Source organism: Pseudoalteromonas sp. Ld19 (assembly GCF_045064135.1).
Taxonomy (GTDB): Bacteria; Pseudomonadota; Gammaproteobacteria; order Enterobacterales; family Alteromonadaceae; genus Pseudoalteromonas; species Pseudoalteromonas aliena.
In genome coordinates, this window is the sequence record NZ_JBISHA010000022.1 from 24,655 (window position 1) to 37,665 (window position 13,011).

The 13,011-nt window shown below is 39.5% G+C and carries 6 protein-coding genes, 7 tRNA genes and 1 other RNA gene; 2 read left to right on the forward strand and 12 right to left on the reverse strand.

All coding sequences use genetic code 11. The features are described from left to right. Positions 1-3: 3 nt before the first annotated feature. Together pepP and ACJJVZ_RS16955 are read right to left on the reverse strand one after the other, a co-directional pair. Positions 4-1,326, reverse strand: coding sequence for a Xaa-Pro aminopeptidase (pepP, locus tag ACJJVZ_RS16950; RefSeq protein WP_193154757.1), 1,323 nt, complete (start codon positions 1,324-1,326; stop codon positions 4-6). Between the two features lie 31 nt (positions 1,327-1,357). Continuing rightward, positions 1,358-1,921: a UPF0149 family protein gene (locus ACJJVZ_RS16955; protein WP_007378383.1), complete on the reverse strand. Its 564-nt coding sequence runs from the start codon at positions 1,919-1,921 to the stop codon at positions 1,358-1,360. 193 nt (positions 1,922-2,114) lie between these two features. Between ACJJVZ_RS16955 and ssrS the strand changes: the two genes are divergently transcribed. Next, positions 2,115-2,297: non-coding RNA, 6S RNA (gene ssrS / locus ACJJVZ_RS16960), on the forward strand. 154 nt (positions 2,298-2,451) lie between these two features. Here the strand turns inward: ssrS and ACJJVZ_RS16965 are convergent. The 10 genes from ACJJVZ_RS16965 to ACJJVZ_RS17010 form a co-directional block, all read right to left on the reverse strand. Next, complete coding sequence (locus ACJJVZ_RS16965; RefSeq protein ID WP_405602136.1) at positions 2,452-5,535, reverse strand: efflux RND transporter permease subunit; 3,084 nt, start codon at positions 5,533-5,535, stop codon at positions 2,452-2,454. Then, entirely contained in the window at positions 5,532-6,845 is a 1,314-nt protein-coding gene (locus ACJJVZ_RS16970; protein WP_138585469.1) for an efflux RND transporter periplasmic adaptor subunit, read from the reverse strand. Before ACJJVZ_RS16970 ends, ACJJVZ_RS16965 begins: the two co-directional genes overlap by 4 nt. Continuing rightward, positions 6,835-8,250, reverse strand: coding sequence for a TolC family protein (locus ACJJVZ_RS16975; RefSeq protein ID WP_405602140.1), 1,416 nt, complete (start codon positions 8,248-8,250; stop codon positions 6,835-6,837). The genes ACJJVZ_RS16970 and ACJJVZ_RS16975 overlap by 11 nt, the downstream gene beginning before the upstream one ends. A 564-nt stretch (positions 8,251-8,814) precedes the next feature. Continuing rightward, positions 8,815-8,895 (reverse strand) — tRNA-Thr (locus ACJJVZ_RS16980). Positions 8,896-8,953: 58 nt separating this feature from the next. Then, positions 8,954-9,029 (reverse strand) — tRNA-Thr (locus tag ACJJVZ_RS16985). Between the two features lie 97 nt (positions 9,030-9,126). After that, positions 9,127-9,202, reverse strand: a tRNA-Phe gene (locus tag ACJJVZ_RS16990). A 126-nt stretch (positions 9,203-9,328) separates the two neighbouring features. Further along, a tRNA-Thr gene (locus tag ACJJVZ_RS16995) sits at positions 9,329-9,404 on the reverse strand. 57 nt (positions 9,405-9,461) lie between these two features. Beyond that, positions 9,462-9,537, reverse strand: a tRNA-Phe gene (locus tag ACJJVZ_RS17000). 127 nt (positions 9,538-9,664) lie between these two features. Next, a tRNA-Thr gene (locus tag ACJJVZ_RS17005) sits at positions 9,665-9,740 on the reverse strand. 71 nt (positions 9,741-9,811) lie between these two features. Further along, positions 9,812-9,887, reverse strand: a tRNA-Phe gene (locus ACJJVZ_RS17010). A gap of 338 nt (positions 9,888-10,225) precedes the next feature. Here ACJJVZ_RS17010 and ACJJVZ_RS17015 point away from each other — a divergent pair. Continuing rightward, positions 10,226-13,003, forward strand: coding sequence for an ATP-binding protein (locus ACJJVZ_RS17015; RefSeq protein ID WP_405602142.1), 2,778 nt, complete (start codon positions 10,226-10,228; stop codon positions 13,001-13,003). Positions 13,004-13,011: the final 8 nt, after the last annotated feature.

Below are 13,011 nucleotides of genomic sequence, written 5' to 3' on the forward strand. Positions count from 1 at the left end.
GCTTTATACGTTTTTAGCACTTTGCATGAGTGCTTCTATATCGCTAATTGTTTTAGGCACGCTTAGGGTCAGATTTTCATGACCGTTTTCGGTAACTAGTAAGTTATCTTCAATGCGGATACCAATGCCTTTGTATTTTTGCGGGGCGTTTGAATCTTCACTTATATAAAGCCCAGGCTCTATAGTAAGTACCATACCCGGCTCAAATGCACGCTCAACATTATCTTGCTTATAATCGCCAACATCATGGACATCAAGCCCCAGCCAATGCCCTAGCCCGTGCATGTAATATTCTTTACACGCTCCTTTTGCCATTAGCTCGTCAAAGTCGCCAGTTAAAATACCTAAATCGAGCAAACCTTGCGTCATTACTTCCATTGCTAGTTTATTAGCATGTGACAAATAACCGCCCGGTTTTACTTCACCAAAAGCAACGTCTTGTGCTTTAAGTACAACATTATAAAGCGCCGCTTGCTCTTCACTAAATTTACCATTTATTGGAAACGTACGGGTTATATCTGCTGCATAACCTTGTAACTCACAACCTGAGTCGATAAGTACTAGGTCGCCATTTTTTAGCACATCGCTATTTTGTGTGTAATGCAAAATATTAGCATTGTCACCACTACCAACAATCGTACCGTAAGCTGGGTGCGGTGCGCCGTTCATTGCATAATGATGATGAAGCTCTGCTTCTAGCTGAAATTCAGTCGCCCCCACATGCGAATAACGCATGGCACGCATATGTCCTCGCGCACTAATTTCGCAGCCTTCGCGCATAATTTCTATTTCGCTTGGCGATTTAAACAAACGCATTTCGTGAATAAGGCTACGTACATCTTTAATTGTATCTGGTGCTTTGTAGCCTTTTTTAGGTGCACTGCGCAGCCTGTTTAACAACGAAAATACTTTACCGTCAAAAGTCGGATACGTGCCTTGTGCGTAAAATAAAATCTGTTGGCCGTTCACCAAATTCAATAATTGTTCACTTAGCTCACTTAATGCGTAAGTTTCGTCGAATAAATATTCACTTTTGGCTTTATCGAAGCCGATACGACGCCCATGCCAGATTTCAGCAAGCTTATCTTTATTAAGGCAAAATAGCGTACTGGGTGTATCGCTGTTGTTACACAGTACAAGTACAGCATCGGGTTCATTAAAGCCGGTTAAGTAAAAAAAGTCGCTGTCTTGCCTAAATGCATATTCGGTATCACGGCTGCGCGTCACTTCACTGGCAGCGGGAATAATCGCAACACTGTTTTTATCCATTTGCGCAAGTAGATGCTCGCGGCGTGCTTTAAATTCTGACTTTTGTACTTCAACCATTATTAATCAACCCGTTTTACTTTTTTAAACGTTAATGAAGTGTTTTTTTAGTGCTTTGCGTGTTTTGTTCTTTACCAAGCTCTGCAAAGCAAAGTAGCGCTGATACACGTACATATTCAATCACTTCGTGCAGTGCTTGGCTGTCTTCTTCGGTTTCTTCGAAAGTGGTATCTAGACGGGTAATTTCGCTAAAGTCAGTAATCACTTCTTTAACATCGCTCGATAGCTTACCGTAGTCTTTTTGCTTTAAACCAAAACCAAGCATAAAACCAGCTACCCATGATACGAGGCCATTAGCCTGATCGATGAGTGTTTCGTCGTCACTTGGTAAAAATAAATCAAACTGAAATTCGTCATCATTAAAGCTCGCGACTACTTGCTTATAAATAGTGCCAAAAAACTGCTTTAAATCGTTACTAAACGATTCACCATCGTTAAATACATCGCTCAAAAGGCCTAAGTATTCTTTGTCGTCAATGGTTAAACCGCACGCTAGTAAACCACTAATAACGCCGTGGGCTTCAGCGGGTGATACAAATATTTCATTTTTTTCTAAAAGCAGCTGGGCTTTTTCGTAATCTGGTAAATCGTTCATAATCGCGTCTTCGCTTTGCAAGTTAAAGCAATGCTACCACTCGATAAAAAGCAACTCCAATAAATTGTATGATCAAGCTCAAAAAGCATGCGATAAAGTAAATGATGAGTTAAAGATGCGGAAAAACTAAACGAACAGTTTAATTTTTTACGTTTAGGGTTTAAGGATTGGGTTATGTCTTATATACTTAAATTGTTCCCTGGGATACTGGAGCTTGGTTAAGTCCCTGAGCCGATAAATTTTATACTAGGGTTTCTGTTCGTATACTATTGTGCAAGCTCGGCATGTACCGAGAAGCCTACGGTAAACCGCAGATTCCCGCCCTGAAACCTTCTGGTTTCAGGACTGAAACCAAGTACCGTATCTTGGGGAACACCATTATCGAAGTCCATTTAATGCGTAAGTCCACACTTTATTCTAATACCCACGTTTATATCTTTACTCTTTAAATAAAGCAGTTAGTTTTGCACAGCTAAAAACAAAAAAGCTGCAGGCAATTAGCTTCCCACAGCTTTAATAGTCATTTTGTATTATTTAAACCAACCTTGAAAACGTTCCATCAGCATGTAGTTTACGGGGACTAACAATAAAGTAATAAAGGTTGCAAAAATAATCCCAAAACCTAAGCTCACCGCCATAGGGATTAAAAACTGCGCTTGTGTCGCCTTTTCAAACAATAACGGCATTAGGCCGATAAAAGTTGTTAAGCTCGTTAGCATTACAGGACGAAAACGAGATGCTCCGGCTAATTTTACAGCCTCCAATAACTCACCGCCTTCACTGCGTTTTTTATTGATAAAGTCAACGAGTACTAGGGAGTCATTCACGACGACGCCAATTAACGCAAGCATACCCAATAAGCTCATAATGGTTAAATCCATGCCCATGATCCAATGCCCAACCACAGCGCCAATCATACCAAATGGAATTACACTCATAACAATAATTGGCTGTAAGTACGATTTAAACGGAATAGCTAATAGCGCATAAATAATAAAAAATACAAATACTAATGCCCAAGCCAGTGAGCCAAATGATTCTCTTTGCTCTTTAGCTTCTCCTTCTAGCTTGTAGTCTACCCCTGGATATTGCTGCATCAGCTCATCAAGATATTGTGCTAAATCAGCCTGAAGTATAGTCATATTCGTGTTACTTTTTTCAATATCCGCTGTTACATTTAAAGTACGGTAACGATCGATTCGATTAATAGTCGACGGACTTTGCCCTGCAGTCAGTGTTGCCACATGAGATAGTGGTACAGAGCCCCCATTAGGTGTATTTATTAGTATGTTTTGTAAATCAGCTACCGAGCGGCGTTCATCTATAGGTAGGCGCACCATTACACGTACATCATCACGTCCGCGTTGAATACGTTGTACTTGCGAGCCAAAAAACGAGTTACGTACTTGCCCAGCTACATTGACTCTATTTAAGCCCAGTGCCAGACCTTGCTGAGTAAGCTCAATTTGCAGCTCTTCTTTACCATCAGACATGCTATCAGCAATATCAAATACCGTAGGGTATGTTGCTAAACGGGCTTTAATATGATCAGCCACATCTTGTAAAATAGTCAACGAAGTGCCGCTAAGCTGAACATCGATTGGGTCTGAGCTGCGACCAATTTCGGCTCTAAACGTTAAACTTTCGGCACCTGGTATTACACCGATTAAATCGCGCCATTCGCTTGCAAGTTCCCGCGAACCAATGTCTGAATCACGCTTTTCAGCAGGGGTTATTTCAAAACGTACAGAACCAGAATTTGATACACCACCACGACCCCCCGTTGTTGCAAGTATATTTAAAATAACACTTTCACCTGTATTTGGATCCCGGTATTTTTGTTGTAATTGCTGCGCTTTTTGCGACATATCTATTACATATTTATTGGTTACTTCAAACGGTGTACCTGTGGGTAGTGTTAAATTAACGCGCACGGTTTCACTTGGTATACGCGGAAAAAATACAAACTTAGTCCATCCACTGGTGATCATGGTTAAGATGATAAAAAACACACCGATAAACAAACTTACTGTTGCCAGCTTATGACGCAGGGCTGTGTTTAATATAGGTTGGTAGTATTTTAAAATCGCGTTTTCAAATCCATCTGCAAAACGCTGTTGAATAACATCAAACTTTGACGGCTCACCTTTTTGATGGCGCAGTTTTATGTATTTTAAATGCGCTGGTAATACAAACTTAGATTCAATTAGCGAGAATAAGAGTACCGGAATGACCACAACAGGTATTTGTGCAAACAAAGCACCACGGGCTCCTTCAATAAAGGCCAAAGGTAAAAATGCAGCGACTGTAGTTAATACACCAAAGGTTACTGGCGTTGCGACTTCTTGAGTGCCTAAAATTGCCGCTTGCTCGCCCGACTCAGCCGTTTTTAAATGGGTATAAACGTTTTCACCAGTAACTATAGCGTCATCGACCACAATTCCGAGCACTAGAATAAAGCCAAATAAGCTCATAATGTTAAGGGTAACGCCAAAAATAGGCATGGCTATAAACGCGCCCATAAAGGAAACTGGAATACCAATAAAAACCCAAAATGCAATCGCAGGGCGTAAAAATAGAGTCAGTAACGCAAGTACTAAAATACCGCCTTGTAAGGCATTGGTAGTCAGAGTAGAAATACGGCTTTTAACGAGCTCTGAATCATCATCCCAATAACTTAGCTCAAACCCTTGAGGGAGTGAACTTTGCTGCTCTTTTATATAATTTTTAACATCGTCAGCAACCGTTATCGCGCTTTGTGGGCCAATTCTATACACGTCTATAAACGCAGCTTGCTTACCGTTAAAACGCGTTCGTACTGGTGTTTCTTCAAAATCATCATTAATTATTGCTATATCGCCTAAGCGAATAATAGTGCCATCGGCTTGGTTTTTAACAACAATATTAGCAAATTCATCTTTGCGGTAGGCTTGCCCTTTAGAGCTTATGAGTACGTCGCCACCTTCTGTTTTTAAGTTACCGGCAGAAATATCAGCGCTTGAGTTAGCAACTGCACTAGATATTTGTGCAAGGCTTAAATCGTATTGACGAAGAATGTCTTGGCTTACTTCAATAGCCAACTCGTAGTCTCGTACACCGCTTAATTCAACCTGTGTTACATTAGGTAAACGCAGTAATTGATCCCTTACTTGCTCAGCATATTCACGGGTTTCTTTTTCACCGTAGTCACTTGATACCGTCACTGCAATTACTTCACGTTTTCGCTCAGCAAGCGCAACTATTGGCTTTTCAGCATCTCCTGGAAAAGTATTAATTGCATCTACACGGCTTTTTATATCAGCTAAAAGCTCACGAGGATCGTAACCACTCTCAACCTCTAATGTTACCGAGCCAGAGCCTTCCGAGGAGCGGCTAAATATTTGCTTAATGCCTTCTAAATCTTGTACTGCTTCTTCTATTCGAATAGTTACACCTTGCTCTACATCCTCAGGTGTTGCTCCACGTAAACTAACGCGTACGCTTATCATATCGGTTTCGAATGAAGGGAAGACCTCAAGCGGAATTTTGCTTGATAAACTAAAAAGTCCTGATAGCAACAGTGTCACTAGCAATAAGTTGGCAGCAACATGGTTTTTAGTAAACCAAGCGATCATGGCTTATCTCCTTGTTTTGCTGCACGACGTTGTTTTAGATCTTCGACACTAATACCTAACTCTTTTGCTTTTTGTTCAAGCTGCTGCGGTGATAGGCGCTTTCCTTTACCTTGTCGATTAGCTTCGTTTTTAGGTTGCTCTGCGCTTTGCTGACCTAAAATATTCACTCGAGTTCCTGAACTCACCTGTCCAAGTGGTGTAATAACAAGCTTATCACTCGCTTGTAAGCCAGTTTTTATCATCGCTTGTGTGGCATTTTGCCAAGCAAGTGTAATGTCTTTGCGCTTAAGCACGCCCTCTTCAACAATGTAAACGTATGTGCCTTGGTAAATTGTGCTGTTAGGAATAATAAGTGCGTTAGGCACTGTTTTACCTGTAATTTGCGCCTTTATATATTGCCCTATTTTTATTGGGTACTGGTTACTAGCTGTTGCTTTATATGGGTCATTAATTTTAGCAACGACGTAAAGCTGCTGCGCATTTTCATCAATTGCACCTTCGGTACGCGCTAACTGCCCCTGCCAAGTTTGCTCGCCAACTAAGTCTGATGTGAATTGCACAATTGAGCCAGCTTGGTTTTTAGCACCATCGCGATATTGCTCTGGTAAATTTACAAACGAGAGATCTTTATTTTTAATCGGTAAACGAATTTCTACACTATCTATCGCGTAAATAGTGGCAAGTTGCGTGTTGTTACTAACGACCTGTCCTAAATCAACATTGCGACTTAATATACGTCCAGCGTATGGTGCTGTTACTTTAGTTCGTTCTAAATCAAGCATTGCTTTTTCAAGTGTTGCTTGCGCTGACAACACTTCAGCTTCTGCTGCGGCTAGTTGAGGCTCACGTAACACCAAGCTGCTTGCCTGTTTTTCCCCACCTAGACGCTTCCAATCGGTAATCGCTTGTTGACCGCGTGCTTTTTCTTCTAACAAACCCTGCTCTGCGGTTAATAAATTAGCTTGTGCCGATTTAACTTCAGCTTGATGATCTCTATCGTCTAACTTTAAAAGTACGTCTCCTTTTTCAAAAAATCCGCCTTCTCTAAAGTCATCACTTACATCGATTATTTGCCCTGATGCCTGAGCAACCAATAAACTTTGTGTTCGTGGCTTTACCGTACCGTAACTGTCTATCATAATTTGATAACTTTGCGGTTTAAGCTCAAGTGCCGCGACACTTATTGATGCCTTAGGAGGAGAACCAAAACGCCTTGCCTCTGGCGGATTACCCTTAATAAAAAATACAATAGAAACGGCAGCAATAATAACTGCGGCAGGAATAATAATTTTTGCTGTTTTAGTTTTCATCGTTATTGCTCTTTAGTCCACTTGAGGGCTTTGCAAAATCACCACCAAGGGCAATGTGTAAGTTAATTCTGTTAGTTATTAATTGGTTTTTAATGTCGATTAAAGAGCTTTGCGCATCAAAAGAGCGTCCCTGTGCATCCAGCACTGTGGTGTAAGTTACTAAGCCACTTTGATACTGCTCAAATGATAATTGCTCTGCCGCAAGTGCATTTTCTTGTGCTTTTAGTGTGCTTGTATACTGTGCACTAAGAGATTGCTGCTGTGAAATTGCGTTCTCTACATCGCCAAACGCATCGTAAAGTGTTTGCAAATAAAGTTGCTCTTGCTTTTGAGTATTAAAACGCGCTATTTCTTCGTTGGCTTTTAAGCGTCCACCTTCAAAAATTGGTGCTGAAATACTACCAAGTAGCGACCATGCAAGGCTAGATGGAGAAAACAAGTCACTTACCCTATTGGTACTATCACTTAAGCTAGCTGTTAAGTTTAAGCTAGGAAAGCGCTGCTTGTGTGCATACGCCAAGGAGGCGTCAGTTGCTAAAAGTTCATACCAACTTGCTCTCAGTGTAGGTTTTCGCGTTATAAGTTCAGAGGGTAAGCCCAGTGAAATATCGGTATTAATAACCGGCAAGTCACTGCTAGTTATAATCACCCCTTTTGGATATTCACCTAATAAGCGTTCAAGTACCCTTGCTGAAGCCGATAAACTAGCCGTCTGAGTCGCAATTCGAGAGCGTTCGTTATTAAGCTCATTGCGAGCTAAATACACATCAAGTGCTTCATTTATACCTTGGCGATAACCGGATTCAATAATATCGAGATTTTGTTGTGCATTGGCTTCTCGGCGCTTAAATAAATCAAGTAATTGCTGAGCTGTAACTACATCAAACCAACTAGTTACTACATCCGCAACTAGTTGTTGTTTAGCTTGCTCGAAACGCGCTTGTTGGGCTAAATAAGTTAGGTTAGCTTGGCGTTTTGAATCAGAAAGCTTCCCCCATAAATCCACCTCGTAGGTTAAATTTAAACCTACTGAGCTTGCGTTATTGTAACTTACAGGACGATTATTTTTACTGCGATTCGTACGAGTTGATAAATCAAGGCTGGGCAAAAGTGCAGCACCCGATACAATAAGCTGCTGCTTTTTAATTTCTACATCGTAACTCATTTGCAAAAGCTGCTGATTATTTTGAAGTGCTTTTTGTACAAATTTATCAAGCGTAGGGTTTTGTAATTGTGTAAGCCATTGCTCTTGTACTTTTAATACCGAGCTTGATGCTTTTTGTTGCCATTGCTGTGGCACATTAGTTGGCGCTTGCACGCGCTGCGCTGAGTTTAAATTACTCGCACAACCACAGAGCAGCATCACACTCATTGCCAATAGGGTTGGCTTGCATTGCCAAATCATAATTAAACCTGAATTACTGCTATTTATGAACGTAATTCAAGCACTTTGGCAAATTTTGCTCAACCTACTTTACATAACATTACATAGCTAGCGATGAATGAACACGTAGGTAAGTTGTACGGTAAAAATGAGTAAATGATCAGCAGTTTTTAACTAGAAATAAAACATCAATCGATGAAGGGTTTAAAAGAGAGCTAGATATATGTCCCGTCCTGAAAACGCGAGGACTTCTAACGTTGAAATCAAAAACAAAAAAGCCCCGCATTATGCGAGGCTTTTAAATAAATGGTGCCGACTAACCGAGTCGAACGGGTAACTTATACAGCTTACTGATCACACGTCAGCTGCTTTCCTATCAACCATAGACCTTTAATTCTAAAATTTAAAACAAAAAAGCCTCGCAATACGCGAGGCTTTTAAATAAATGGTGCCGACTAATCGAGTCGAACGGGTAACTTATACAGCTTACTGATCACAAGTCAGCTGCTTTACTATCAACCATAGGCTTTTAATTCTAAAATTTAAAACAAAAAAGCCCCGCAATACGCGAGGCTTTTAAATAAATGGTGCCGACTAACCGAGTCGAACGGGTAACTTATACAGCTTACTGATCACAAGTCAGCTGCTTTACTATCAACCATAGGCTTTTAATTCTAAAATTTAAAATAAAAAAGCCCCGCAATACGCGAGGCTTTTAAATAAATGGTGCCGACTAACCGAGTCGAACGGTTGACCTACTGATTACAAGTCAGTTGCTCTACCAGCTGAGCTAAGTCGGCACACAAAACTGTGTGCTAAGGCACTTTCAATTTTAAAGATTGATAACTTATGAAGCACTAAAATAAAAAACCCTGCATAAGCAGGTTTTTTAATAAATGGTGCCTCGACCCGGAATCGAACCAGGGACACGAGGATTTTCAATCCTCTGCTCTACCAACTGAGCTATCGAGGCACATAAACTGTGCTAATTAATTGTAATTTACAATTAATTTTATAAATGGTGCCTACTAACCTAGTCGACGGGTAATTTGAACAGACTACTGATTACAGTTTCTCTTTTCAAACTACTTTAAATAAATGGTGCCGACTAACCGAGTCGAACGGTTGACCTACTGATTACAAGTCAGTTGCTCTACCAGCTGAGCTAAGTCGGCACACAAAACTGTGTGCTAAGGCACTTTATCAATTTTAAAGATTGATAACTTTAATAATGGTGCCTCGACCCGGAATCGAACCAGGGACACGAGGATTTTCAATCCTCTGCTCTACCAACTGAGCTATCGAGGCACATAAACTGTGCTAATTAATTGTAATTTTACAATTAATTTTATAAATGGTGCCGACTAACCGAGTCGACGGGTAATTTGAACAGACTACTGATTACAGTTTTTCTTTTCAAACTACTTTAAATAAATGGTGCCGACTAACCGAGTCGAACGGTTGACCTACTGATTACAAGTCAGTTGCTCTACCAGCTGAGCTAAGTCGGCACACAAAACTGTGTGCTAAGGCACGCGTAATAATGTTTAAACTGTTGATTAAACACCACTACTTAAATAAATGGTGCCTCGACCCGGAATCGAACCAGGGACACGAGGATTTTCAATCCTCTGCTCTACCAACTGAGCTATCGAGGCACTTAAACAGTGCTAATTAAAAATCTTAAAGGACTTTTAATTCAATTCCCACTTAGCTCTACTGACAGGGCTATCTGGGCGTGCGGCGTATTAAACGAGTTTTGCCCTTACAAGTCAACTTTTTTTTCTACTTTAATAACTGTTTGAACGGTTTTCAGCCAACTCTGTCTATTTTTTATCAATAACGCTTATTTTTACTACTGCTAAGCATTAAAACAAACTATAAATACATTTAAACCAGACTAAACACGTAGTGAATTATTTTTTGTAACTGTTACGATTACCAAGATAAACACGATAAGGGCTTATCGTATTAAACATACCAATGGGAACAAGTAATGCAGAACAAATTTTCCTCTCCGGTCAAGGGCTTATTGCCTCTTTTTTTAATCATCAATATTGTGGTCACAACACTCGCTATTGTTGCTTATTCTTTTTATCCGTCTAATAAAAACCATACTGAAGAAGTCGTATCTTCTATTGATATTAATAAACTTGCAACAAGACTAGATTTACCTATGGTAGATGCACTAACCATGTCTGGCCAAGGAAAAGTAAAGCAACTATTAGATTTAACGTCGTTACTTGATAATAACTTTCAATATACTCTGTATCGCTTTAGTGCTTCGTCGCAAACGGAACTGGTTTACAGTAGCGTAAAACCAGCACCGCTTCCTATTCAGCTCAATAAACATTTAATTGAAGACAATATTTTACACCATGTATTAATGCTTAACGGGCAGCCAATTGGTGAATTGATCATTAAGCAAGACGTATCGGGCTCTGCATTAAGCACATTAGATTCTCAAATAATTACTTATGTTATAGCTTTTGCCAGTGTTATAACGCTTTTTCTATTAGCACTGCTCTTTAATCGACATGTTAACAACCGTGTAAGTAAAAGTATTACTTTGCTGAGCAATGAATTACACACCATAACCGACACTGGTAATTACAATCGTAGTGTAAATGAGCAATTAGATATTGGGCTTGGTGAGATCGCAAAAAATATTAATTTGCTTTTGCAAAAAATGCAAACAGCTATTACTAGTAACAATGATGCACAGGTAGAACTAAAAAAACTTCAAAATGGTTTAGATACAGAAGTTCATAACCGTACAATTGCACTAGAACAAGCTTCATTAAAAGCTGAACGTGCCAGTGAGACTAAAACAACCTTCTTAGCAACCATGAGTCACGAAATAAGAACGCCTATGAACGGTGTTATTGGAACAATTGACTTATTAAGACAAACAGAACTTGATGGTGCGCAACATCGTTTGAGCACCATTATTCGCGAATCCGCTTTTTCATTATTGAGTATTTTAGACGATATTTTAGACTTTTCAAAAATTGAAGCGGGCCGATTAAACATCGATCCCATTCCCTTTTCAGTAACCGATACTATTGAAGAAGTCTCTCGTGTACTGTCTTCAGTCGCTAAAAAGCGTGAGCTTGATTTAGAGTTATCTATAGCACCTGATATTCCAATTAATTTGATGGGCGATACAGTTAGAGTGCGCCAAGTACTTTATAATTTATGTAGCAACGCGATTAAATTTACCAGTACTGACGACAAAACACAGGGCCATGTAAAAATATCTGTTGAAGTTGCCCATAATACTGCCGATCACTTTACTCTACGTTTTTGTGTAACCGATAACGGTAAAGGCATGACCCAGTCTCAGTTACGGGAAATATTTAATCCTTTCATCCAAGCTGAAAACTCAATTACCAGAGAGTATGGTGGCACAGGCCTAGGCCTTTCAATTTGCAAAAGCTTAACTGAGTTAATGCTTGGCACAATACATGTAACTAGCCATATTGGTATTGGAAGCGAATTTACGGTTGAATTGCCATTTAGTATTAAAGGTAAAATTCAATATGCTCATAAAAATGCTTTAGATGGAAAACACATTGTTGTAGTAAGTAACCATTTAGAACGTGAAAAGATTATGTATCGCTATTTGTCATTTATGGGCGCTAAAATAACCTATGCACATAACGAGCAAGACATTGAAACCCAACTCGATGTTAGAGATGTAATTTGGGTCGTTGATGGTATTGATAATATGGATAGTATTAATGCTTTATTAAGACGCCTACTTTACTCTTTAGAGGACAATAACCAACAAGTCGTCGTGCTAAGTAAGCTAGACGAAGCAGCGATTAACCACAACAATATTTTTTACATCAATGCATCACCGTTATGTAAGTCAAACTTTATGCTCTCTGTGCTTGTGGCAGCGGGTCTACATAAACCGAAAAAAATCAAAAAAACTAAAACACTTAAGAGCCAGCTAAACGTTGAACAAGCACGTCAAGCGAATAAATTAATACTGCTTGTTGAAGATAACTTACTTAACCAGCAAGTTTTAACTGATCAATTGCACATATTGGGATACGGCGTTGAGGTTGCTAATGATGGTGAAGAAGGCCTTAATATGTGGCGTAAAAGTAACTACTCACTTATTTTAACAGATTTACATATGCCTAAAATGTCTGGTTACGATATGGTCGAAAAAATTAGAGGCGAGGCTGAATTACTAGAAGCAATAGACGCACAACCTTATATTATTGCCGTTACAGCGAATGCTTTAAAAGGCGAAAAAGAACGCTGTTTAGCCGTTGGCATCAACGATTTCATCACTAAACCAATAGAACTAAATGCGCTGGAAGACACACTAAGCCGTTGGAGTGACAAACAAAACCAAAGTAAAAATGAGATTATTCATCAAAATATAGCATTGCCAATAGACATGGAAGCCGTCGAAAAATACATAAATGGTGATAAAGCTAAGCAAATACGCTTTTTCAAAATGTATTTAGATCAAAGTCAAAGTTTGATCAAGTCAATCAACTCAGGCGTTATGATGAATGATTTAAATGAAATAATTGGAAGTTGCCATCAGCTAAAATCAATCTCAAAAACCATTGGAGCAGAAATGGTTGCGGATCTAACAACTACGTTTGAAGATAAATGTAAAGCGGATGAGCTAACCGTTGATGAGCTCATTGGTTTAAGGGATCAGCTAGAGATTGAATACTCCAAAGCAGCTCAGTTTTTAAAAGAACAAATTAAAACTTCCGAGCAAGAAGATGAATTAATCGATTAATTTTTATA

What these genes read in the sequence shown, in the direction of transcription:
- ACJJVZ_RS16965 (WP_405602136.1), bottom strand. Translation starts at nt 5,535, where the DNA reads ATGATCGCTTGGTTTACTAAAAACCATGTTGCTGCCAACTTATTGCTA.
- ACJJVZ_RS17015 (WP_405602142.1), top strand. Translation starts at nt 10,226, where the DNA reads ATGCAGAACAAATTTTCCTCTCCGGTCAAGGGCTTATTGCCTCTTTTT.
- pepP (WP_193154757.1), bottom strand. Translation starts at nt 1,326, where the DNA reads ATGGTTGAAGTACAAAAGTCAGAATTTAAAGCACGCCGCGAGCATCTA.
- ACJJVZ_RS16975 (WP_405602140.1), bottom strand. Translation starts at nt 8,250, where the DNA reads ATGATTTGGCAATGCAAGCCAACCCTATTGGCAATGAGTGTGATGCTG.
- ACJJVZ_RS16955 (WP_007378383.1), bottom strand. Translation starts at nt 1,921, where the DNA reads ATGAACGATTTACCAGATTACGAAAAAGCCCAGCTGCTTTTAGAAAAA.
- ACJJVZ_RS16970 (WP_138585469.1), bottom strand. Translation starts at nt 6,845, where the DNA reads ATGAAAACTAAAACAGCAAAAATTATTATTCCTGCCGCAGTTATTATT.